The organism is Mycobacterium sp. SMC-18 (genome assembly GCF_045310895.1).
Classification (GTDB): Bacteria; Actinomycetota; Actinomycetes; order Mycobacteriales; family Mycobacteriaceae; genus Mycobacterium.
The window spans coordinates 1-21,743 of record NZ_JBJIAL010000034.1 but is presented as its reverse complement, the minus strand read 5'-3'; the positions used below and the strand labels follow the sequence as shown (position 1 = coordinate 21,743).

Here is a 21,743-nt window from a genome sequence, read left to right as displayed (position 1 = left end):
CCTGGCGGCGAAATACTCTGCCAGGGGTGGTCTTTCGCGAATTCTGGCCTGACGCGCTATAGGCGCTGGACGCTGAACACCCCGTCGAGTTGAGCGGTGATGGGTCCGGCGTCCAGGACTTGATTGAGCCGCTCGACGTCGAACATCGCCGGGCCTGTGGCGGGTGTGTCGACGAGCACGTACCGAGTACCGTCGCCCGCGCTACGGACGGCGCCGGCGACCGCGCATGCGCCCGCCAATACGTGGGCATCGTCGACGTTGACGCCGACCTGGACGACACGCGGTTCCGCGGTCAGTACTGCTTGCAACCGGCCGATGAGGGCCTCCGGCGAGAAGAACCGCCAGCCCTGACCGAGGTGCAACCAGTACCGGCTGTGTAGCCGGTCCTGGATGTACTGCAGTTGGGCGACGCCCTCGTCCCGAGGTCCGGCGACGAATTCCAGGAACGGGTACCTGCGTTCCAACGCCCGCCGATCCGCCACCGGAAGTCCGGTGTCGAGCGCCACGAACCGGCCGACCCGCCCGACGTCGAGACAGCAGTTCAAGAATGAATCCACTGCCGTTTCCACGATGCTGCCGTGCGTCCCGGTAACCAGGCTGACGCTGACCTCAGCCTTCGTATCGTGGCCGATGATATTGCGCACCAACGATTCTGGATATGACGACGCGGCCTCTATCAAGGCCGGGACCGACTGGTCGCGGTTGGCGGCAATTCTGCGGCGGTCGTTGTCGGGGATATCGGAGCGATTCAGAAGTTCGCGGCACAATTTGAACGCTTCTTCGTGTCGGCCGATCCATGATGCGCACACTGACTGTTCGTCGCGGGCGCGCCACTGGTAGACGGATGCGTCGACGAACAGGATGTCTTCCTCGGGAAGCGGTATCGCCGCTGCGCGTTGCGAAAACAGGTGGCCGAGTTGGTACTTGCCCCGGGCGCGGTACTCGGCGGCGATGGCATGCAGCGTCTCGGCGCGGGTCGGTCGGAACTCCCAGGCCTTCAGGTACGCGTCCAGCACCATCGGCCATGGCTCGCCCAGATGAAACATCGACCGGGCCACTTGAGACAGCGCGTAATAGACTTCCTCGTCCCAGCCGCCCATCTCGGCGCGCCGAGCCGCCCAGATCCGGGCGTTGGCGAAATCGCCCAGGTTGAAATAGCTTTCGGCGAGGTAGAACGCCGAACGTTCGTTGGTCGGGTCGTGCTGTACCTCCGCCAACAACAGGTCGCGGTCCCGTTCGTACTTTTTCGGATCGTTGTTGCGGGCACCGAGACGGCGGGACTCGATGAAGTAGTCGCCCTCGAGTCGCTCCTCGTGGAATGGCTCAGTGCAGTCGGCGTATTCGTGCACCACGCCGACGTATCGCCACGGGAGTCCATCGCGAAATAGCTGGCGTCGCCAGTACAGCAGCCCGTCACTGATCCGCATGGAGTAGACATCGGCGGAGAGGTGCGTGAAGTCGGGCCGGCCGCGGACGGTGTCGTCGGCGTCCATGACCCAGATGTAGTCACAGTGGCCTCGGGCGAGCTGCAGTGCTTCGGAACGGTTTTCGCCGAAATTGCGCCATCTGCGTTTGTGGACCTCCCCGGGGACTCCGAGATGCACCATGTGATTTCGGATCGTCTCCTGGGTGCCATCGGTGGAGCCGGTATCCACGATCACCCAGTAGCTGATATAGGGCGCGACCGCATCGAGCACCTCGGTGACGATGTGTGCTTCGTTGCGCACGATCATGTTGAGGCAGATGGTCGGCCCCGGTGGATTGTCCACTGAATCCGTATACCCGATTTCGGCTGATGTTTGCTGCGCTTCCACCGAAACGGTTCAGCTCATCCACTGCGGGCGTTCGGGAACGGCCACCAACTCGGCCGTCTGGCCAGGCGCGCCGTTTTCGGTGAGCCTTCACGCTACGGTGGTGCCCATGGCCCGTACCTCTGTCGCGCTCGCGCTCGTATTGGCGGTCGGGATCTCGGGGTGCGGGCGAACGGAGCCCGCGGCCGGCGACTTCGCCGGAGAGCTCTCCAAGAGCGTGACCGTCGAAGCGACGACCGGTCACCTGGCCAAGCTGCAGGCCATCGCCGACGCTCACGGTGGGAACCGGGCGTTCGGCACACCTGGTTACGACGCGAGCGTGGACTACGTCGCGAATGCGTTGCGCGACAAGGGTTTCGAAGTCATCACTCCAGATATGGAAGTCAAGGTGGCGTACAACAACACGCCCGAACTGACGGTCGCCGGCACCCGGATACCGGCGCGGGCGCTGGAGTATTCGGTCGGCACCCCCGGTCTCACCGCACCGCTGGTGCCGGTCAAGGCTGGTCCCGGATCAGGCTGCAACAGCGCCGATTACGACGGCCTGCCGATCAAGGGTGCGATCGCGCTGGTGGACCGTGGCACGTGCCCCTTCGCGATGAAGGAAGCGACCGCGGCGATCCACGGCGCGGTCGCACTCGTGGTAGCCGACAACAAGGACGATGTCGACGACACGGGCGTCCCCGCACGCGGCGGCACGCTGGGCGCCAAGGCCACGGTGAAGATTCCCGTGGTGCTGATCCCGAAGGCGGCCGGGGCTCGACTGCGGGCCGTCCCGGGGCCGGTGACCCTGAAGCTCGATGCCGGTGTGCGGGTTGAGCACACCCGCAACGTGATGGCCCAGACGAAGACGGGTTCCGGACATGACGTGGTGATGGTCGGCGCGCATCTGGACAGCGTCAAGGATGGGCCCGGGATCAACGACAACGGGTCGGGCGTGGCCGCGGTCCTGGAGACGGCACTGCAGTTGGGCAGTGCCCCGAACATCGCGAACGCGGTGCGGTTCGCGTTCTGGGGTGCCGAGGAGGAGGGCACGATCGGCTCCGATCGGTACATCGAATCCCTCGGCGTCGAGGCGCTCAAAGACATTGCGCTGTATCTGAATTTCGACATGATCGCCTCGGAGAACGCCGGTTACTTCAGCTATGACGGCAACCTGTCCGGCCCGCCGCTGTCCGACGACTTGGTGCCGCGCATCCCCGAGGGCTCGGCCGGTATCGATCGCACCTTCACGGCGTATCTGTCCGATGCGGGGAAGAAGCCGCAGGACTACCCCTTCAACGGACGGTCGGACTACGCCGCCTTCACCAAGGCCGGTATCCCGGCGGGCGGGCTGGGCACCGGCGACGAGGAAAACATGAACGAAGAGCAGGCTCGGCTCTGGGGCGGTACCGCCGGAAAACCTTTCGACTCCAACTACCACAAGAAGACGGACGACTTGGCGCACATCAACCGCACGGCAATGGACATCATGGGCCGTGGAGTGGCTTTCGGGGTGGGTCGGTACGCCCAGGATTTGGGTGGCCGCAACGGCGTTCCGGTCCGCGATGACCGGACCCGGCACGTGGTCTCGGCATCATGAGACGGGTACTGGCCGCCGGTCTGCTGGCCGCGGTCCTCGCGTCGTGCGCACCACCGCCGCAGGCACCGGCCCCGCCGCCACCGCCTGCCCCGGACCTCGCGCGCGATCTGGCAGGCAGGGTGGGCACCGACGGCATCTACACCCATCTGAACAAGTTCGCGGCCATCGCGGCGGCGAACAATGGCACCCGCGCCGACGGCACGCCCGGCTACCAGGCCAGCGTCGACTACGTGGCGAACCTGCTGCGGGACAAAGGGTTCGACGTTCAGACCCCCGAGTATGTGCGCGTCGAACGCGGTGCGCCCGGCAATCCGGTACTCGACGTCGGCGGCCGCCGGTGGGGGGTCGTGCAGGCCTCGCTGCTGACGTCCACGGCGCCCGGCGGCCTGACGGCGCCGACGTTGCATCCGGTCAAGCCGGCCGGCTGTGCGCCGGACGATTACGGCACGCTGAACCTGCGCGGCGCCATCGCGGTGGTCGACGACGCGGTGTGTTCGGTGGTCGACAAGCAGAACGCGGCGGTGGCCCGCGGCGCGGTCGCGGTGCTGGTGGTCAGCCCGCCAAGCGCGAACGGTGCCCCGCGCGGGCTGTTCAGCCCCGGCTACTACGAACACCTCAACACGCCGGTCGGCATCATCGGCAAGGACGCCGATGCCGTGCTGCTGAAAACCAACACCCCGGTGAAGCTCACCCTCGACGCCAAGAACACCGGTGTGAAATCGCGAAACGTCTTGGCCCAAACCAAGACCGGTGACCAGCACAGCGTCGTGCTGGCGGGCGCGCACCTCGACAGCGCGCCGACGAGCGCGGGCATCAACGACGCGGCAACCGGGGTGTCGGCACTGCTGGAGACCGCTGCCGCGCTGGGCGGCTCACCGAAGATCGAGAACGCGGTGCGGTTCACCTTCTGGGGCTCGGGCGCGGTGGGCCAGGAAGGCGCCACCAAGTACGTGCGCGGGTTGGCTGCCGAACCGCTGAATGACATTGCGCTGTATCTGGATTTCGACATCCTGGGTTCGCCCAACGCCGGGTTCTTCACGTTCGACGGCGACCAGTCCGGTCAGGCGAACCCCGAGATTCCACTCGACGCGGTGCCGGCCGGGTCGGCCGGTCTCGAGCGCACCCTGGCCGGATATCTGTACCTGGCCGGGAAACGGCCTGCCGACATGACCATGGATCTGGGCAGTGGCTACGGCCCGTTCCTCACCGCCGGGATTCCGGTCGGCGGCATCTCGACGGGGACGTCGCAGCGGAAGTCGCCGATCCAGGCGCGCTTGTGGGGCGGGCAGGTGGGCGCCGCCTTCGATCCCGGTTACGGGCCGAAGGGCGATACCGTCGAGCAACTGAACCGGGCCGCACTCGCCGTGACCGGGCCGGCCGTCGCGTTTGCGGTCGGCACGTACGCCCAGTCGCTCACCGGTCCCAACGGCGTCCCGTTGCGCGACGAACGACACCGGCAAGCAGGCAAGTAGCCAGGTTTCACAGCTACTGCATAACCGGAATCGCCCTTTCTGTGAGTCCGGTTGCCAGGTTGCCGCGTTAGTAATGGTGCCCATGAAAAGCACTACTCGCCGTTGGTCGGCCGCTGCCGGCATCGTGACTGTCGTGGCCATGGGCGGGCTGACCGTCGCCTGCGGCTCGCAGGGCAACAACGCCCCGGCCACCGTCACGGTCACCCCGTCGAGCACCACGACCACCACGACGGCGGCCAAGGCGCACCACAGCGGAGGCGGCGGCAACGGCGGTGGTCAGCAGGCGCCGGCACCTGCACCGGAGACGGTGACCAACACCGAGACGGCCACCCAGACCGAGACCCAGACCGAGACGTCGACGTCGGTGCAGACCTCGACGGAAACGTCCACGTCGGTGCAGACCTCCACGGTCTACCAGCCGCAGCCGCGCGAGCGCGGCGGCTTCAACAACTTCGGGCCGCAGCAGCACTGACGAGGCGTCGAGTTAGGTCCGTCACTGCTTGTATGCAAGCTTGCATGCAAGTTGCTACCGTCGTGAGGTGGCCATCGATCAGACCCCTGCCAGCGAGCGCGCCTACCGGGACACCAAGACCAAGATTTTGGTGGGCGCGGTCAAGGGCGGGCAGCTGCTGAGCGAGGTCGAAGTCGCGGCGGAGCTCGGCGTCAGCCGGACCCCGGTGCACGAGGCCTTCCTGCGTCTGGCCGCCGAGGACCTGCTCGACCTGCTGCCCCGGCGCGGCGCCGTCGTCGTCCCGATCCCGCCGCGTGAAGCCACCGACCTGCTCGAGATGCGCCTGGCGCTGGAGGGCAGCGCCGTGCGCCGGCTCTGCCGCTCCGAGGCCACCGCGCAGGTGGCGGCGGCCGAGCTCGCCCGTCTGATCGATCAGCAGCGCGGCGCGGCGGCCGACCTGGTGCGCTTCGCCGAACTCGATGATGCCTTCCACCGGCACATCGTCGACGCTGCCGGGAACTGCATCGCGCAACGGTTCTACGGCTCGCTGGGGGACCGCCAGCGCCGGATGATGGCCGACGCTGTGCAGGCCGACCAGACCCTCGTCGACCGGCTCATCGCCGAGCACGCCGAACTGGCGCACGCCGTCGGGACGCGTGATGCGACGGCGTTCGACGCCCGCCTGCTGGCGCACCTCGAGTCGACGTACGAGGTGGTGCTGCGATGAGCCGCACCCGTGTGAAGCCGTGGCTCGCCGTCGCTGCCGGGGTGTTCTGTATCGGTTGGGGCGGAAACCAGTTCACCCCGATGCTGATCGAGTACGTGCACCGCGCCGGCTACTCCCGGGTGGACGTCGACGTCCTGCTGGGCGCGTACGTGCTCGGCCTGATCCCCGGGCTGCTGGTCGCTGCGGCCATGTCGAACCGCTACGGCCGGCGCCCGCTGATGATCGCCGGGCTGATCAGTTCGGCGGTGGGCAGCCTCATTCTCGCGACCGGCGAATTGGGCGGATTCCCAGCACTTTTCGTGGGCCGGCTGCTCTGTGGGCTCAGTGTGGGCGTCGCGATGGCTGTCGGCTCGACCTGGATCGCGGAGCTGTCCGCGCCGCCGTATGACTCGGCCGCGACCGGCGCCGGCGCTCGCCGGGCCTCGATCTGGCTGTCTCTGGGCCTGGCGATCGGCCCGTTGTGCTCGGGCCTGTTGGCGCAGTTCGCGCCGCTGCCGCTGACCCTGACGTACCTGGTGCAGGCGGCGCTGTGTGCGCCCGCACTGTGGCTGGTCCTGTATCGGACGGTGGAGACCCGGAGCGCTCGCGTCAGCGGAGACCTGTTGTCGCAGTTGCGGGTTCCCGCCGCGACGCACCGCCGTTTCGTCCGCGTGGTGGCTCCGATGGCGCCGTGGGTGTTCGGCTCGGCGGCCATCGCGTACGCCATCGTGCCGGCGCTGGTCGCCGACCGGCTGGGCTCCTGGGCGCTGCTGTACACCGCCGGCCTGACGGTGCTGACGCTGGCCTGTGGCGTGCTGGTGCAGCCGATCGCCAGGCGGCTGGACGACCACTCCAGCGCCCGTGCCGTGGTGGTGTCGATGGTGCTGATGTCGGCGGGCGTGTTCGCCGCGGTCGCCACCGCCGTCACGCGCTCACCGGCCGTCGCGGTGCTGGTGGCCATGCTGCTGGGCAGTGCGTACGGCATCGCCATCGTGTCCGGGCTGCTGGAGATTCAGCGCATCGCCAAACCGCACGAGCTGGCCGGGGTGTCCGGCGTGTACTACTCGCTGGCGTACGTCGGCTTCCTGCTGCCGGCGGTGCTCGCCGCGCTGGCCCACTACGTCAGCTACCCGGCGATGCTCACCGTGGTCGGCCTACTGGCGGCAGTGTGCACGGTGATCTGTGCGGCCGGCTGGTCCAAGCACCTGCCGGCCCGCGCCTAGCGGTTGCGGGCGACGTTGGCGGCCAGGTAGAGGACGTACCCGATCACGCCGACGGTCGCGAGCTTGCGGGTCTGCGGCACGATGAGGCCGACGCCGAGCGCCGTCTCGATCGATCCGTTGACCTTGAGGTGCTTGTCGATGTCGTCCGGGAACGCCGTGGCGGTGATGCCCTTGAACAGGTCGGGCTTGACGAAGTGCGCCAGTCCGGCCAGTGCCAGGCCGATCCCGGCCAGCAGGCCCTTCTTTCCAGCGGTGTTCTCAGCGGCGTCGGTCACCTGTGGTCCTCTCTGATCACGAAATCTTGTAGTCGCTCAACGGAAATTCGGATGCTTCCCGGATCGCCGTCTCGGTCGACGACGGGCGCAGCAGCGTGGGCTCACCCGCGGGATTGAAATAGTACGAATGGGCGCTGGCGCAGTTGCCGAGGGTGAACAGCGAGTCGCCGAGCAGTTCGGTCATCCGGTCGAGGAACGCCGTGTTGGCTTCCTCGGTGACCTCGAACGTCGTCGCACCGCGCTTCTTGACCTCGGTGAAAAGCCGGTCCATCAACCGCATCTGGTATTCCATGGTGTTGAAGAAGTTCAATCCCAGGAACGCGTACGGGCTGGCCAGGCTCAGGTAGTTCGGGAAGTACGGCATCGACACGCCCTGGTAGGCCTGGAAACGCGTTTCGCGCCACCACTTTCCGAGATCGCGGCCCTCGCGGCCGATCACCTCGATGGCCGGGAAGTTGGCCTCCCACAGATCGAAACCCGTTGCGAGCACGAGGGTGTCGATCTCGACCTTGGCCCCGTCGTTGCCGACGATGCCGTCGGCCTCGATCCGGTCGATGCCGGCGTCCTGCAGGTGCACGTTGGGCCGGTTGAAGGCCTGGTAGTAGCCGTTGCTGAAAGTCGGCCGCTTGCAACCGAAGTCGTAGTCCGGGGTGAGCCGGCGCCGTAGCTCCTTGTCGCGGATGACGAAGAAGCGGTGCATCTTCGACAGGTCGGAGGCCGAGATGTTGAAGCGGCCGCGGAACGTACCGTAGTGCCGCACGCCGACGGACACCATGACCTCGTAGATCGAGTCGGTGAGCCAGCGAAGCACGCGCTGCGTCAACGGGAACCGGGCGAACATCTTCTTCGCCCGGGCGCCGAAACGCGGGTCGATCTTGGGCACCACCCAGATGGGCGTGCGCTGGAACACCGTCAGGTCGGCGGCGGTCTTGGCCAGCTCGGGGATCAACTGCACCGCGGTGGCACCGGTGCCGATGACCGCGATGCGCTTGCCCGCCGGGTCGTAGTCGTCATCCCAGTCGGTGGTGTGGATGACGCGGCCGGCGAAGGTCTCGATACCCGGAATCGCCGGGATGTTCGGCTGCGACAGGAAGCCGGTGGCGGTGATCAGGTAGCGGGCGCTGAGGGTGTCACCGTCGGCGATGTTGATGCGCCACAGCGCGGCTTCCTCGTCCCAGCGGGCGCCGTTGACGACGACATTGAACCGGATGTGCCGCCGCACGTCGTACTTGGCCGCGACATCGTCGGCGTACCGCTTGATCTCCGGGCCCGGGGTGAACAGGCGCGACCAGTTCGGGTTGGGCTCGAAGAAGTACGAGTAGGTGGTGGTCGGCACGTCGACCGCGAGCCCCGGATAGTGGTTGACGTACCAGGTGCCGCCGAGGTCGTCCTCGCGCTCCAGGATGGTGAAGTTCTCGATCCCGAGGCGTTTGAGCTGGATGGCCGCACCGATACCGGCGAATCCCGCGCCGACGATGACCGCGTCGAACTGCTGCGTCGTCATATTCAGACGGTACCTCAGGTACCGCTTCGGGCCACGAACACAAGGGCCGCGGCGACGGCCAGCGCGGGCACGTCCAGGGTCTTGGATCCCAGGTCATGGCGGGCCCCGGTGATCTCGATGAGCTCAGTGGGTGCCGGGATCAGCTGGGCGGCGGCCGTGAGCTCGGCGATGCTGCCGAACGGGTCGGCCGTGCCGTGGGTGAAGACCGTCGGGACCTCGATCTGGCCGAGGTGCTCGGTACGGGCCCGCTCGGGCTTGCCGGGCGGGTGCAGGGGATAGGAGAACAGCGTCAGGGCCGCCAGGTCGGCGCCCTGGGCGGCCACCATCGACGTCATCCGGCCACCGTAGGAATGGCCGCCGGCGATCACCGGGCCGTCGGTCAGGGTGTGCGCCAGCTCGATCGCCTCGACGATGCCCTGCTGGTCCGAGGCCGCCGAATTGGACGGCGGCCCCTTCGGGCGGCGCCGCCGGTAGGGCAGGTTGTAGCGGATCGCGAGCCAGCCGTGGCGGGCCCATTCGTCGCAGATGCGGATGATCAGTGGGGCGTCGCGGTTACCGCCCGCGCCGTGCGTCAGCAGCACGACGCCCGTCGGAGTGCCGTCGGGTTCGTGCGCGATACCCGCGATGTCCTCGAGGCTCACGCTCAGGTCCGATCGTCTTCGCGCGAACGCTCATCCGCCAACCGGAAGAGTGCGTTGACCGGACCGTGGCCGTGGCCCAACGGGTAGGCCGCCCGCAGACATTCGGTGACCCACCTCTTGCCGAACGCGACCGCGTCAGGCACCGAAAAGCCATGCGCCAGTGCGCAGGCCGTGGACGCGGCGAGGGTGTCGCCGGCGCCGTGGTCATGGCCGGTGTCGATGCGCTCGGTGGTGAATTCGTGGAACTCGTTGCCGTCGTACAGCAGGTCCGGGCTGTGATCGCTGGACCGCAGGTGGCCGCCCTTGACCAGGGCCCACTTCGGGCCCAGGTCGTGCAGGGCCTTGGCGGCATCACGTTGAGTCGCGGCGTCCACCACGTCGATGCCGGTGATCAGCCGGACCTCATCGAGGTTCGGGGTAACCAGCGTGGCAATCGGAAACAGCTGGGTGCGAACCGAATTCAGCGCGCTGGGGTGCAGCAGCGGGTCGCCGTGCATCGACGCACACACCGGGTCGACGACCAGCGGGATGTCACCGTCGAGGCTCTGCCACGTCTCGGCGACGGCACCGATGATCTCGGCCGAGGCCAGCATGCCGGTCTTGGCGGCCTGGATGCCGATGTCGTCGGCCACCGCGGTGATCTGCCCGCTGATGATGTCGAGCGGCAGCTCGTGAAAACCCTTGACCCCCACCGAGTTCTGCACCGTCACCGCGGCGACGGCGACGCACCCGTGCACGCCGAGCATCGCGAAGGTACGCAGGTCGGCCTGGATTCCGGCGCCGCCGCCGGAATCCGAGCCGGCGATGGTCATCACCCGCAGCGGCGTTTCGCCCGGCGGGGTCAAGGGCAAGAAGTTCACGGAGCCAAGGGTAGATACACCCGGTTACCGTGGTCGGCGAACTCCTGGGATTTCTCCGCCATGCCCTGAGCGATCTCGTCCGCGTAATCGGGAGCGACCCCGTCCGGGTAGGCGTCGCGGATGTCCTGCGTGATGCGCATCGAGCAGAACTTCGGGCCGCACATCGAGCAGAAGTGTGCCGTCTTGGCCGGCTCGGCGGGCAGCGTCTCGTCGTGGTACTCGCGGGCCGTGTCCGGGTCGAGCGACAGCGCGAACTGGTCGTGCCAGCGGAACTCGAAGCGGGCCTGCGACAGCGCGTTGTCGCGGTCCTGCGCACCGGGGTGACCCTTGGCCAGGTCAGCGGCGTGCGCGGCGATCTTGTAGGCGATCACCCCGTCCTTGACGTCCTTGCGGTTGGGCAAGCCCAGGTGCTCCTTGGGGGTGACGTAGCACAGCATCGCGGTACCGGCCTGCGCGATGATCGCCGCGCCGATGGCCGAGGTGATGTGGTCGTACGCCGGTGCGATGTCGGTGGCCAGCGGGCCGAGGGTGTAGAACGGCGCCTCTTCGCACAGCTCTTCTTCCAGGCGGACGTTCTCGACGATCTTGTGCATCGGGACGTGGCCCGGGCCTTCGATCATCACCTGCACGCCATGGGATTTGGCGATCTTGGTGAGCTCGCCCAGGGTGCGCAGCTCGGCGAACTGGGCTTCGTCGTTGGCGTCGGCGATCGAGCCGGGACGCAGGCCGTCACCGAGCGAGAACGTGACGTCGTAGCGCTGCAGGATTTCGCAGAGCTCCTCGAAGTGCGTGTACAGGAACGACTCCTGGTGGTGCGCCAGGCACCACGCCGCCATGATCGAGCCGCCGCGCGACACGATGCCCGTGACGCGCTTGACCGTCAGCGGGATGTAGCGCAGCAGCACGCCGGCGTGCACCGTCATGTAGTCGACGCCCTGCTCGCACTGCTCGATGACGGTGTCGCGGTACAGCTCCCAGGTCAGCTTGGTGGGATCGCCGTTGACCTTCTCCAGCGCCTGGTAGATCGGCACGGTGCCGACGGGGACGGGGGAGTTGCGCAGGATCCACTCGCGGGTCTGGTGGATGTCCTTGCCGGTGGACAGATCCATGATGGTGTCGGCACCCCAGCGGGTGGCCCACACCATCTTGTCGACCTCTTCGGAGATGGACGACGTGACAGCCGAGTTGCCGATGTTGGCGTTGACCTTCACGGCGAAGGCCTTGCCGATGATCATCGGCTCGAGCTCGGGGTGGTTGTGGTTGGCCGGGATGATGGCGCGGCCGCGGGCGACCTCGTCGCGCACCAGCTCGGCGGACAGGCCCTCGCGCTCGGCGATGAACGCCATCTCGGCGGTGATCTCGCCGCCCCGGGCGCGCTGCAGCTGGGTGCCGCGGTCCTTGACGACGCCGGGACGGGCGGGCAGGCCCTTCTCCAGGTCGATGGTGGCGTTCTCGTCGGCGTACGGACCCGAGGTGTCGTACAGGTCGAGGTGGTCGCCGGTGGTCAGGTTGACCCGCCGGAACGGGACCTTTCCACCGTCGGGAAGCTCCCGGTAAACCTTGGTGCTGCCCTGGATCGGGCCGCAGGAAAGGTCGTTGAATACAGCAATTGCAGTCATCTGCTTACTCCCTACGCCGGCATTACCCGGTCAGGTTCATACGGTCGACGGCGCCATTCAGCCGTCCTCTCAGCGCACCAGGGTGTGCGCTCCCGCGCGGACGTTGTTCACCGTAGTCGATCGTCGTGGGAAGGCAAGGGTGCGTGCGATCCCGTTTCGGGCGTTCGGTGACCGGGAATCGAATTGTCATGAGGTCGTTTGTATAGCTAACATATGTTTTTCTGAAATTGGAGCGAAGACCGACTGATGACGACTGACACCGAGCTCACCGGGCAGCGCGACACCGCGCTCGCGGCAACCGCGCGCCGACGCGTCCAGATGGACCACGACCACCCGCGCTACAAGTGGGTCGTGCTGGCCAACACCACGCTGGGCACACTGCTGGCCACGATCAACGCCTCGATCGTGCTGATCTCACTGCCGGCGATCTTCCGGGGTATCGGGCTGAACCCGCTGGCGCCGAGCAACGTCAGCTACCTGCTGTGGATGCTGATGGGCTACCTCGTTGTGACGGCCGTGCTCGTGGTGCCGTTCGGCCGGCTCGGGGACATGTACGGCCGGGTCCGCATCTACAACCTGGGTTTCGTCATCTTCACGCTGGCGGCCGTCGCGCTGTCGTTCGATCCGTTCCACCTCGGTGGCGGTGCGATCTGGCTCATCGCCTGGCGGGTGATCCAGGGCATCGGCGGCGCGATGCTGATGGCGTCGTCGTCGGCGATCCTGACCGACGCCTTCCCGGCCAACCAGCGCGGCATGGCACTCGGCGTGAACATGGTGGCCGCGGTGGCCGGATCGTTCCTCGGTCTGCTGATCGGCGGGTTCCTCTCGGAATGGGAGTGGAAGGCCGTGTTCTGGGTCGGCATCCCGATCGGCGTGATCGGCGCCATCTGGAGCTACCGCTCGCTGCGTGAGCTGGGTACCCGGTCGCCCGGCAAGCTGGACTGGGCCGGCACCGTGACATTCGGCTTGGGCCTGACGGTGCTGCTGCTCGGCATCACGTATGGCATTCAGCCGTACGGCAATTCGCCGACGGGCTGGGGCAGTCCCGCCGTCCTCGGCTCCATCGGTGTGGGTCTGCTGCTGTTGGTGGTGTTCTGCATCATCGAGCTCAAGGTCGAGTCGCCGATGGTCGACATGCGGCTGTTCAAGTCGGCGACCTTCGGCATGGGCAACCTGGCCGGGCTGCTGTCGTCGGTGGGCCGCGGTGGCCTCCAATTCATGCTCATCATCTGGCTGCAGGGCATCTGGTTGCCGCTGCACGGCTACGACTTCGAATCGACGCCGCTGTGGGCGGGCATCTACCTGCTGCCGGCGACCATCGGCTTCCTGGTGGCGGCACCCGTCGCCGGCAGCCTGTCCGACCGCTTCGGCGCGCGGCCACTGGCGGTCGGCGGCATGCTGCTGATGGCGGTGACCTTCGTTGCGCTGCTGCTGATTCCGGTCAATTTCGCGTACTGGGAATTCGCCCTGCTGGTGTTCCTCAACGGCGTCGGCGGCGGCATCTTCACCGCGCCGAACACCGCGGCCATCATGTCGAGCGTGCCGGCGGCGCAGCGCGGCGCGGCGTCGGGTGTGCGGTCGACGTTCTTCAACGCCGGCAGCTCGCTGTCGATCGGTATCTTCTTCTCGCTCATGGTCGTCGGGCTGGCCGGCACCTTGCCGACCGCGTTGTCCAGTGGTCTGCAGCAGCAAGGGGTTTCGGCCGACGTCGCGCAGCAGGTGGCCGAACTGCCGCCGGTGGGGAGCCTGTTCGCGGCCTTCCTCGGCTACAACCCGATGGGCGAGCTCCTGGCTCCGTTCCACACGCTGCAACAGCCGGGCGTCGATGCCGCCACCCTGACGGGTCAGAGCTTCTTCCCGCAGCTCATCACCGAGCCGTTCCACTCCGGCCTCGTCGTGGTGTTTGGCGCGGCGGCGGTCATGATGCTGCTGGGTGCGGTGGCGTCGATGTTCAACCCCGGTACGTACGCCACCGAGCCCGGCGCCGACAACGCGGCGTGACGGCCGGTCAGCGGTCGAAAACCGCTGTCAGATGGTCGGATTCGGGTATCGACTGGCACGCCAGCCGGACGCCGATGCCGAGTTCGTAGTCGTCGAGGGTGTCGTTGATCCGCATGCTCACCTGGCCTTCGCGCAGCGTGTACGCGCAGGCGCCGCAGTTGCCTTCGCGGCAGGCGTAGGGTGCGTCGATACCTCGGCTCAGCAGGGTGTCGAGCAGCACCTCGCTCTTGGGCCAGCTGATCTCATGGGTGTCGCCGTCGATCTCGACGGTCGCGGTCACGGCGTCGGAGGTTGCGGCCGAACCGGTCACCGGCTCCGGCGCGGCGAAAGCATCCGTGGTCAGTGACACCAATACCTCGCGGTGCACGTGCTCACGGGCGACGCCGGCGTCGTGCAGGGCGGCCGCGGCCACGTCCATGAATGCCGCTGGGCCGCACAGGTAGGCGGCGGTATCGGCTGAGGGTGTCGCGGGCAGCAAGGAGCGCAGGCCGGCCGGAGTGGGCAGGCCGGATTCCGACTCGAGCCAATGCGCGACCGTCAGCCGGTCGGCATGTGCCGCAAGCAGTTCCGCCAACTCGGCGTCGAAGATGACCGACTCGCGGTCGCGGTTGGCGTAGACGAGTGTCACCCGGCGGCCGGACTGCAGCAGTTCGGCGCGGATCATCGAGATGACCGGGGTGATGCCACTGCCGGCGGCCACGAAGATCAGCTCGCTGTCTGCCGGGCGGACCGTGAAAGCGCCTGCGGGCGTGAGAGATTCCAGCGTCATTCCGGCCTCGACATGGTCGCACAGCCAGTTGGATGCGAGGCCGCCCGAGGTGCGCTTCACGGTCACCTTCAGGTGCTCGTCGGCGGCCGGACTGCTCGACAGGGAATAGCACCGCGAGACCGCGCCGCCGTGTGCCGGGATGCGCAGGGTCAGGAACTGGCCGGCCTGGTAGGTGAACTGGTCACGCGCGTCGTGCGCGGCCGTCAGGACCAGCGATACGGCGTCGGGGGTCTCGGTGATCACCTCGACCACGGTCAACTCGTGTGACCTGGACGCTGTCGATGCGGTCATGGGGAAATGCCTTCCGTCGTGGAACCAGGTCAGATTGTCGTCGTTAACTGTGCCATTGACAAATGGCACAGTTAATGATGACCTAGTTGCCGTGACGGAAACTGATCGGGCAACGTTGCCCGAAGTACCCACGCGCGCAACGTTGCGCGCCGCGCTCTCGGCCACGGTGACCCGCTGGACCCTGGGCAATCTGACCAGTGTCATCCCGATGAACACCCCAGGTGTCTGGTTCGGCCGCGGGCTGATCGCCACCATCATGGAGACCTTCGGTTCGATGCCCGACGGCACCAGGATCGTCCCGGTCCGCACGCCGCACCTGCGGGGCGAGTGGGTTCTCGGCCCGGGTGTCGAGTTCGGCCGCCGCGCCGGCTACTACGTGCACGGCAGCGCCTACGTCATCTGCTCGGCACGCACCCACCGCAAGCTGGTGGCCCGGTTGTCGGAGGCGACCGGACTGCCGATGTTCGTCGTGGACTACCGGCTGGCACCCGAGCACCGCTTCCCGACGGCGGCCGAGGACGTCGAAGCCGGGTACCGGTGGCTGTTGTCGGAAGGCTATGCGGCCTCGGACATCGTGATGGGCGCCGACTCCGCCGGCGGTCACCTGACCTGCGACATGCTGCTGGCGCACGCCGGTGACGCGGACTTCCGGCCCGCGGGCGTGGTGCTGTTCTCGCCGCTGATCGACGTGACGCTCGGTCTCGCACTCGAGCAGGAGAAGGCGACGTACCGCGATCCCGCGATGTCGGCCACCGCGGCCGCGCGCATGGTCGGGCTGTACACCCAAGGGCAGAACCTGGCCGATCCGCGGCTGCGCCTCGACTTCGCCAAGGCAGACCAATTGCCGCCCATACTGATTCAGGTCGGCGGATTCGAGATGCTGCGCGCCGACGCCCGCTACCTCGACGCCGAACTGCGCCGCGCCGGCGGCACCAGCACGCTCGAGGTCTGGCCCGGCATGGTGCACGTCTTCCAGGCCCTGCCGCATCTGGCACCCGAGGCCGGCCCGGCACTGCGCCGTGCCGCGGCCTTCGTCGCCGATGCCTACAAGCGATCCAACGAGCTCGAAGAGGTGTGCTGATGATCGGCCTTGACACGATCCTGAATGTCTTTCGCGGTCAGCGCCGCTCGGACAAGGCGAAGGCGGTGGTCACCGGCGCCGGCAGCGGCATCGGGCGGTCGTTCGCGCTCGAGCTCGCGCGCCGGGGCGGCGAGATCATCTGCGCGGACATCAGCCTGGAGCGCGCGAAGGAGACCGTCGCGCTGATCGACCAGCTGCCGACCGGCAAAGGGCACGCCGTGCAGTGCGACGTCGCCGATCGCACCGCCATCGAGCTGCTGGCCAAGCAGGCGCAGGAGATCTTCGGTGGCGCGCCGACGTTGGTGATCAACAACGCGGGCGTCGGCATCGGCGGAAAGCCCGTGGGCGACATCGGTTTCGAAGACTGGGACTGGGCGCTCGGCATCAACCTGTGGGGCGTGGTGTACGGCTGTGAGGTCTTCACGCCGCTGCTGCGCGAAGCCGGCCGGGGCGGCATCATCAACGTGGCCTCGGCCGCCGGGTTCGCCGCCGCACCGTCGATGGCGGCTTACAACGTGTCCAAGGCCGGCGTGATGTCACTGTCGGAAACCCTCGCCGCCGAACTCGACGGCACCGACATCGCCGTCACCGTGCTGTGCCCGACCTTCGTGAAGACCAACGTCTTCACCGACGGCCGCATCACCCCGAGCTCGATGAGCCTGAGCCAGCAGCTGGCTCGCTGGACCGGCCTGTCCGCCGACAACGTCGCCGCCCGCACCCTGGACGCGCACGACGGCGGCCGGCTCTACGTGGTGCCGCAGATCGACGCCACCGTCATCTGGCACCTCAAGCGACACTTCCCCGCCCTGTACGTCCGCGGCGCCGGACTACTCGGACGCGTACTTCCCAAGGACTGAAAGGAACCCATCATGGCAATGGATCTCGACGAGATGCTGCAGCGCATCAAGGACAAGCAGTGGGCCCTGGCCGACATCGACTGGGACGCACCGGGTGCCGAGCTGATCGAGCCCGAGCTGTGGGCCAAGCTCAAGCCGTTCATGACCGATCTGATGTGGATCGAGAACGTCGGCGCCCGTGGCTTCGCCGCGCTGGCGCGGAAGGCCCCGACCCCGACGCTCAAGAGCATCTATGAGCACTTCCACGCCGAGGAGCAGAAGCACGCCAATGCCGAGCTGGCCCTGATGCGGCGCTGGGGCATGCTCGAGAACGACGAGGTCCCGCCGCCGAGCGTCAATGTGCAGCTGGTGATCACCTGGCTCGACAAGTTCTCCGACGGCATGTCGCTGTCGATCCTTGGCACCGTCATCCCCATGCTGGAGGTGGCGCTCGACGGGGCACTCATCAAATTCATCACCGATGAGGTCAAAGATCCGGTGGCGCAGGAGGTTTTCAAGCGCATCAACTCCGACGAATCCCGGCACCTCGCGGTCGACTTCGAGGTCATGGACATCCTCGGCCACGCCGACATGCGCAAGCTGGTCGTCGACTTCGTCGGCAGCTGGATGAACCCGGCGCTGATCGTCGGCACGCTGAGCTACTTCCCCCTGCTCAACAAGATGCGCGACAACATCGTGGCCATGGGCGTCAACGAGGAACGTCTGTACCAGGCGATGCGCCGGTTCCAAAGTGTCGGTGAGCGAAGCGCTTTCGTGCGCCGGGTACCCATGTACCGGTTCATCTCGTGGCATGCCAAGAAGGTGATCGACCGGACCTCGAAGTACCACTGGCTCGCCGATTCGCTGGTGGTGGTCACCGGCGCCATCCCGATGCCGCTGGTGAAGTACACGCCGACGTGGTCGGACGAGCTGACCTATGAGCCGGTCGCGTAAGCAAGAGGAACTATCACCGTGACTATCTCAACAGCCATCATCGGCGCCGGCTTCGCTGGCATCGGCGCCGCCATCCGGCTCAAAGACCAGGGCATCACCGATTTCGAGATCTTCGAACGCGGCACCCGCGTCGGCGGCACCTGGCGTGACAACACGTATCCCGGTGCGGCGTGCGACATTCCGTCGCGCCTGTACTCCTACAGCTTCGCGCCGAACCCGGACTGGTCGCACACCTACTCCGGTAGCGACGAGATCCTCGGGTACATCGACAGCATGGTCGAGTCGTTCGGTATCGCACCGCATATCCGGTTCGGCCACAACGTCACCGGTGTGGAGTACGACGAGGTGGCGGGGGAGTGGACCGTCAACTTCGAGGGTCGTGAACCGGTGCAGGCACGCACCGTCATCGTCGCCTCGGGGCCGCTGGCGAACGCCAGCTTCCCGAAGATCGAGGGCATCGAAACCTACGAAGGCCACAAGATCCACAGCGCCCGTTGGGATCACGACTACGACTTCACCGGCAAGAAGGTCGCCGTCATCGGTACCGGCGCCAGCGGCGTGCAGATCGTCCCGGAACTTATCAAGGTCGCCAAGTCGGTCAAGGTGTTCCAGCGCACGCCGGGCTGGGTGATCCCGCGGATAAACGGAGCCACCAGCGGCTGGATGAAGCGGATCTACAAGGACGTGCCGCTCGCCGAGAAGCTGATGCGTTCGGCGTGGTTCTGGGGCCATGAGTCGGTGGCGCTCGGTGTGGTGTGGGACAGCCCGTTCACCCGGGTGGTCGAAGCCCTGAGCCTGGCGAACCTGCGCCGGCAGGTGAAGGACCCGTGGCTGCGCCGCCAGCTGACCCCGGACTTCTCAGCCGGCTGCAAGCGACTGCTGATGACCGCCGACTACTACCCGGCGCTGCAGGCCGACAACTGCAAGCTCGTCACCTGGCCCATTGCCCGGTTGTCGCCCAAGGGAATCCGGACCGTCGAAGGCATCGAGCACCAGTTCGACGCCATCGTGTTCGCCACCGGTTTCGAGGTGTCCAAGGCCGGCACCCCGTTCCCCGTCATCGGCATCGACGGCCGGGAGCTCGCCACGGAATGGAGCCGGGGCGCGTACGCCTACCGCAGCGTCGCGGTATCCGGTTACCCCAACCTGTATTTCACCTTCGGACCCAACTCCGGCCCCGGACACAGCTCCGCGCTGGTGTACATGGAGGCGCAGATCGACTACATCGTCGAGGCGATATCCAAGCTGCTGCAGTTCGGGTGGAAGTCGCTCGACGTGCGTCCCGAGGTGCAGGCACGCTACAACGAGGACATCCAGCAGCGGCTGCAGTCCACCACGTGGAACTCAGGCTGCCAGAGCTGGTACCTCACCGAGGACGGCTTCAACGCGACGATGTTCCCGGGGTTCGCCACCCAGTACGTCAACCAGTTGAAGGCGGTCAATCTGCACGACTTCAAGATCACTGCTGAACAGACCAGCGGTGCGTCGGTCCTGACCGCATAGAATCCGCTGGTGGCTGAGTACCGGATCGACGACCTCGCGCGCGAAGCGGGGACGACAACCCGGAACGTCCGCGTCTACCAGGAGAACGGCCTGCTGCCCCGGCCCCAGCGCCGGGGCCGGGTCGCGATCTATACCGATCGGCACCTGAGCCAGTTGCAGGCGATCGTCCGGCTGCTCAGCGAGGGCTTCACCGTCAAGCACATCCTGAAGTTCCTCACCGGCCTGCAGCGCGGTGAGGGGCTCGTCGAGGTGCTGGACCTCGCCGAGCTCGAGGAGTTGGTGATCTCGCCGTGGTCGAACCCCGAGGCGCAGACCATGACGCGCCAAGAGCTGGAGATGGCGCTGGGCCGGCTCGACGGCGCGACGCTGCGACGGCTCGTCGCCGGCCGGATCATCGAGCCGACGGACGACAAGGATGCCTACCTGGTACCTGACCGGCGGGTTATCGACGACTTCGCCAGGCTCATCTCCCGCGGGATGCCGTTGGCGGCGATCCTCAAGACCACCACCGCGGTCGACAAGAAGCTCGACGAAGCGGCCCGGGCCATGACCCGGGCCGGGCACACCGAGGTGGTCCGGCAGCGGGGGACGGGCTGGTACCCCAGCAACGACGTCGAACTTGCCTGGGCCGCCGACCTGATCGATGCCATGCGCCGTGTATCCCGCCGTTCTGCCCACGCTAGCCTTGACCGCGCGTTAGATGAAGCGGTGCGAGCCGAGCTGCGGCAGTACCAGCAGGAGGCCAAGGACAAGGGGGCTCCTGTCGAACGGAAGGCGTGAGTCATGGCGCAGGCAGACGGAGCTGAGGCTTCCTCCGGCAAACGCAAGCGCGGGCCGAAGACCCTCGTCCAAGCGGTGTTCGCATTGATGGACGATGTCGCCGAACTCCGGAAGTCCGCGCAGTTCATCGCCGACAACATCGCCGCCCTGAGCGAGAGCGCAGCGGGCATCGACCGGCATGCGGAACTGATCGCCAGCCAGATCACCACGTTGACCGAGGCCGCGGCCGGCATCGACACGTCTGCCGAGAAGATCGCCCACGGTGCCAACTCCATCGCGGCGACCCTGCCGAGCCTGAAGCGGCTCGCCGAAGTCGTGGAGCCGCTCGATACCACGGTGGCCCGGCTGGGCTGGCTCGTCGACCGGCTTCCCGGCGTAAAACGAAGCTAGTCGTCAATTCCTGTTCTCGCAGAACGGAATTTGTCCTCACTCGTCAATATCGAGACCCGTGTCGATCGGCTATTGCCACCCGCCGAACATCGGAGGAACGTATATCGGTGGACCGGCGGCGCCGCTGGGGCGCTGCCCCGATATAGAGGGGGTGGGCCGTGTACGCACGCTCTACCACTATCAACGCACAACCCTCGGCTATCGACTCGGGAGTGGCTCACCTCCGCGATGAAGTGATGCCCCAACTCCAAGGTCTCGACGGGTTCGTCGGCATGTCGCTGCTCACCGACCGGGAGTCCGGCCGGTGCATCGTGGTGACCGCGTGGGAGTCCCAGGACGCGATGAACGCCGTCGCCGAGCAGGTTCGGCCGATTCGCGAAAAGGCGACCCAGATGTTCAGTGGCGGCGCCCCGACCGTTGACGAGTGGGACATCGCGATATTGCACCGCGCTCGCCAGATGCCCGAGGGCGCGTGCGCGCGGGTTACGTGGGGACATGTCGACCCGGCCCACGCCGACGCCGCCATCGAGCATTTCAAGATGAACATCGTCCCCGACAGTGAGGCGCTCGAGGGCTTCTGCAGCACCAGCCTGCTGGTCAATCGGAACACCGGACGCGGCGTGGCCTGCACGACGTTCGACAGCCGAGAAGCCATGGAGCGCAACCGGGATGGCGCGCGCACGATGAAGCAGATGCGCATGAAGGAAACCGGTGCGGCCGAGCTGGACGAGGCCGAGTTCGACGTGGCCTTCGCTCACCTGCGGGTGCCGGAACTGGTTTAGCCGCAGGCGCCGAACCGACCCGGGGACCGGACCGGTGCCGGGTCGTGTTCGGCTGCCCCGTGGGGGGGCAAGCCAAGAATCTGCCAAGCGTCGGGCTGCATGCTTCCTTCACCAATCAGCAGCAGAGACAGGTGAGTGAACCGTCCCGGGTTTCATGCACCCTCAGGTTTCTGTGATCCGGCCGGTCTACCGGTCACGAGTTGGGAATAGTA

20 protein-coding genes and 1 riboswitch are annotated in these 21,743 nt (G+C 66.9%); of the genes, 13 read left to right on the top strand and 7 right to left on the bottom strand.

The window, feature by feature from the left end; all coding sequences use genetic code 11:
* Positions 1-56: 56 nt before the first annotated feature.
* Entirely contained in the window at positions 57-1,769 is a 1,713-nt protein-coding gene (locus tag ACJH6J_RS22990) for a glycosyltransferase (protein ID WP_318986988.1), read from the bottom strand.
* Between the two features lie 151 nt (positions 1,770-1,920).
* On the opposite strand from ACJH6J_RS22990, the gene ACJH6J_RS22985 reads away from it, so the two are divergent.
* From ACJH6J_RS22985 to ACJH6J_RS22965, 5 genes are all read left to right on the top strand, one after another.
* A complete protein-coding gene (locus tag ACJH6J_RS22985; RefSeq protein ID WP_318986989.1) occupies positions 1,921-3,393 on the top strand; it encodes a M20/M25/M40 family metallo-hydrolase in 1,473 nt (490 codons plus the stop codon).
* Positions 3,390-4,865: a M28 family peptidase gene (locus tag ACJH6J_RS22980; protein ID WP_318986990.1), complete on the top strand. Its 1,476-nt coding sequence runs from the start codon at positions 3,390-3,392 to the stop codon at positions 4,863-4,865. Before ACJH6J_RS22985 ends, ACJH6J_RS22980 begins: the two co-directional genes overlap by 4 nt.
* Positions 4,866-4,947: 82 nt before the next feature.
* Positions 4,948-5,337, top strand: coding sequence for a hypothetical protein (locus ACJH6J_RS22975; RefSeq protein ID WP_318986991.1), 390 nt, complete (start codon positions 4,948-4,950; stop codon positions 5,335-5,337).
* Positions 5,338-5,404: 67 nt separating this feature from the next.
* Positions 5,405-6,043: a GntR family transcriptional regulator gene (locus tag ACJH6J_RS22970; protein WP_318986992.1), complete on the top strand. Its 639-nt coding sequence runs from the start codon at positions 5,405-5,407 to the stop codon at positions 6,041-6,043.
* Positions 6,040-7,245, top strand: coding sequence for an MFS transporter (locus ACJH6J_RS22965; protein WP_318986993.1), 1,206 nt, complete (start codon positions 6,040-6,042; stop codon positions 7,243-7,245). Before ACJH6J_RS22970 ends, ACJH6J_RS22965 begins: the two co-directional genes overlap by 4 nt.
* Here the strand turns inward: ACJH6J_RS22965 and ACJH6J_RS22960 are convergent.
* The 5 genes from ACJH6J_RS22960 to thiC form a co-directional block, all read right to left on the bottom strand.
* The gene (locus ACJH6J_RS22960; RefSeq protein ID WP_082934923.1) at positions 7,242-7,520 is read right to left on the bottom strand and encodes a hypothetical protein; all 279 of its coding nucleotides are present in this window, start codon (positions 7,518-7,520) and stop codon (positions 7,242-7,244) included. The two genes, ACJH6J_RS22965 and ACJH6J_RS22960, sit on opposite strands and share 4 nt — an antisense overlap.
* A gap of 16 nt (positions 7,521-7,536) precedes the next feature.
* Positions 7,537-9,024, bottom strand: a complete 1,488-nt coding sequence (locus ACJH6J_RS22955; protein ID WP_318986994.1) for an NAD(P)/FAD-dependent oxidoreductase — start codon at positions 9,022-9,024, stop codon at positions 7,537-7,539.
* A 14-nt stretch (positions 9,025-9,038) separates the two neighbouring features.
* Entirely contained in the window at positions 9,039-9,665 is a 627-nt protein-coding gene (locus ACJH6J_RS22950) for an alpha/beta family hydrolase (RefSeq protein ID WP_406804562.1), read from the bottom strand.
* Between the two features lie 2 nt (positions 9,666-9,667).
* Positions 9,668-10,525, bottom strand: coding sequence for a bifunctional hydroxymethylpyrimidine kinase/phosphomethylpyrimidine kinase (gene thiD / locus ACJH6J_RS22945; RefSeq protein ID WP_135356067.1), 858 nt, complete (start codon positions 10,523-10,525; stop codon positions 9,668-9,670).
* Entirely contained in the window at positions 10,522-12,144 is a 1,623-nt protein-coding gene (gene thiC, locus ACJH6J_RS22940) for a phosphomethylpyrimidine synthase ThiC (protein ID WP_406804561.1), read from the bottom strand. Before thiC ends, thiD begins: the two co-directional genes overlap by 4 nt.
* A riboswitch (TPP riboswitch) is annotated at positions 12,135-12,250 on the bottom strand. It overlaps the preceding gene by 10 nt.
* A gap of 140 nt (positions 12,251-12,390) precedes the next feature.
* On the opposite strand from thiC, the gene ACJH6J_RS22935 reads away from it, so the two are divergent.
* Positions 12,391-14,145 carry an MFS transporter gene (locus ACJH6J_RS22935; protein WP_135356069.1) on the top strand — a complete coding sequence of 585 codons (1,755 nt, stop codon included), beginning with the start codon at positions 12,391-12,393 and terminating at the stop codon, positions 14,143-14,145.
* Positions 14,146-14,152: 7 nt separating this feature from the next.
* On the opposite strand, the gene ACJH6J_RS22930 is transcribed toward ACJH6J_RS22935, so the two are convergent.
* Positions 14,153-15,205, bottom strand: a complete 1,053-nt coding sequence (locus tag ACJH6J_RS22930) for a 2Fe-2S iron-sulfur cluster-binding protein (RefSeq protein WP_406803034.1) — start codon at positions 15,203-15,205, stop codon at positions 14,153-14,155.
* Positions 15,206-15,296: 91 nt separating this feature from the next.
* On the opposite strand from ACJH6J_RS22930, the gene ACJH6J_RS22925 reads away from it, so the two are divergent.
* The 7 genes from ACJH6J_RS22925 (at position 15,297) to ACJH6J_RS22895 (ending at position 21,531) form a co-directional block, all read left to right on the top strand.
* Positions 15,297-16,286 (top strand): alpha/beta hydrolase, encoded by a 990-nt coding sequence (locus tag ACJH6J_RS22925; protein WP_406803035.1) that lies wholly within the window; start codon positions 15,297-15,299, stop codon positions 16,284-16,286.
* Positions 16,286-17,143 (top strand): SDR family NAD(P)-dependent oxidoreductase, encoded by an 858-nt coding sequence (locus tag ACJH6J_RS22920; protein WP_110767803.1) that lies wholly within the window; start codon positions 16,286-16,288, stop codon positions 17,141-17,143. The genes ACJH6J_RS22925 and ACJH6J_RS22920 overlap by 1 nt, the downstream gene beginning before the upstream one ends.
* A 12-nt stretch (positions 17,144-17,155) precedes the next feature.
* Positions 17,156-18,076, top strand: a complete 921-nt coding sequence (locus ACJH6J_RS22915; RefSeq protein ID WP_406803036.1) for a ferritin-like domain-containing protein — start codon at positions 17,156-17,158, stop codon at positions 18,074-18,076.
* A gap of 18 nt (positions 18,077-18,094) precedes the next feature.
* Entirely contained in the window at positions 18,095-19,579 is a 1,485-nt protein-coding gene (locus ACJH6J_RS22910) for an NAD(P)/FAD-dependent oxidoreductase (protein WP_133427843.1), read from the top strand.
* A 9-nt stretch (positions 19,580-19,588) separates the two neighbouring features.
* A complete protein-coding gene (locus tag ACJH6J_RS22905) occupies positions 19,589-20,359 on the top strand; it encodes a MerR family transcriptional regulator (protein ID WP_061004473.1) in 771 nt (256 codons plus the stop codon).
* A 3-nt stretch (positions 20,360-20,362) separates the two neighbouring features.
* The gene (locus ACJH6J_RS22900; RefSeq protein WP_061004475.1) at positions 20,363-20,749 is read left to right on the top strand and encodes a hypothetical protein; all 387 of its coding nucleotides are present in this window, start codon (positions 20,363-20,365) and stop codon (positions 20,747-20,749) included.
* A gap of 158 nt (positions 20,750-20,907) precedes the next feature.
* The gene (locus ACJH6J_RS22895) at positions 20,908-21,531 is read left to right on the top strand and encodes a hypothetical protein (protein ID WP_061004476.1); all 624 of its coding nucleotides are present in this window, start codon (positions 20,908-20,910) and stop codon (positions 21,529-21,531) included.
* The last annotated feature ends 212 nt before the right edge of the window (positions 21,532-21,743 follow it).

Bases quoted from the DNA above. Each gene is read 5' to 3' on its own strand.
- ACJH6J_RS22975 (WP_318986991.1), top strand. From the start codon at position 4,948: ATGAAAAGCACTACTCGCCGTTGGTCGGCCGCTGCCGGCATCGTGACT.
- ACJH6J_RS22900 (WP_061004475.1), top strand. From the start codon at position 20,363: ATGGCGCAGGCAGACGGAGCTGAGGCTTCCTCCGGCAAACGCAAGCGC.
- ACJH6J_RS22965 (WP_318986993.1), top strand. From the start codon at position 6,040: ATGAGCCGCACCCGTGTGAAGCCGTGGCTCGCCGTCGCTGCCGGGGTG.
- thiC (WP_406804561.1), bottom strand. From the start codon at position 12,144: ATGACTGCAATTGCTGTATTCAACGACCTTTCCTGCGGCCCGATCCAG.
- ACJH6J_RS22920 (WP_110767803.1), top strand. From the start codon at position 16,286: ATGATCGGCCTTGACACGATCCTGAATGTCTTTCGCGGTCAGCGCCGC.
- ACJH6J_RS22955 (WP_318986994.1), bottom strand. From the start codon at position 9,024: ATGACGACGCAGCAGTTCGACGCGGTCATCGTCGGCGCGGGATTCGCC.
- ACJH6J_RS22980 (WP_318986990.1), top strand. From the start codon at position 3,390: ATGAGACGGGTACTGGCCGCCGGTCTGCTGGCCGCGGTCCTCGCGTCG.
- ACJH6J_RS22935 (WP_135356069.1), top strand. From the start codon at position 12,391: ATGACGACTGACACCGAGCTCACCGGGCAGCGCGACACCGCGCTCGCG.
- ACJH6J_RS22930 (WP_406803034.1), bottom strand. From the start codon at position 15,205: ATGACCGCATCGACAGCGTCCAGGTCACACGAGTTGACCGTGGTCGAG.
- ACJH6J_RS22915 (WP_406803036.1), top strand. From the start codon at position 17,156: ATGGCAATGGATCTCGACGAGATGCTGCAGCGCATCAAGGACAAGCAG.
- ACJH6J_RS22985 (WP_318986989.1), top strand. From the start codon at position 1,921: ATGGCCCGTACCTCTGTCGCGCTCGCGCTCGTATTGGCGGTCGGGATC.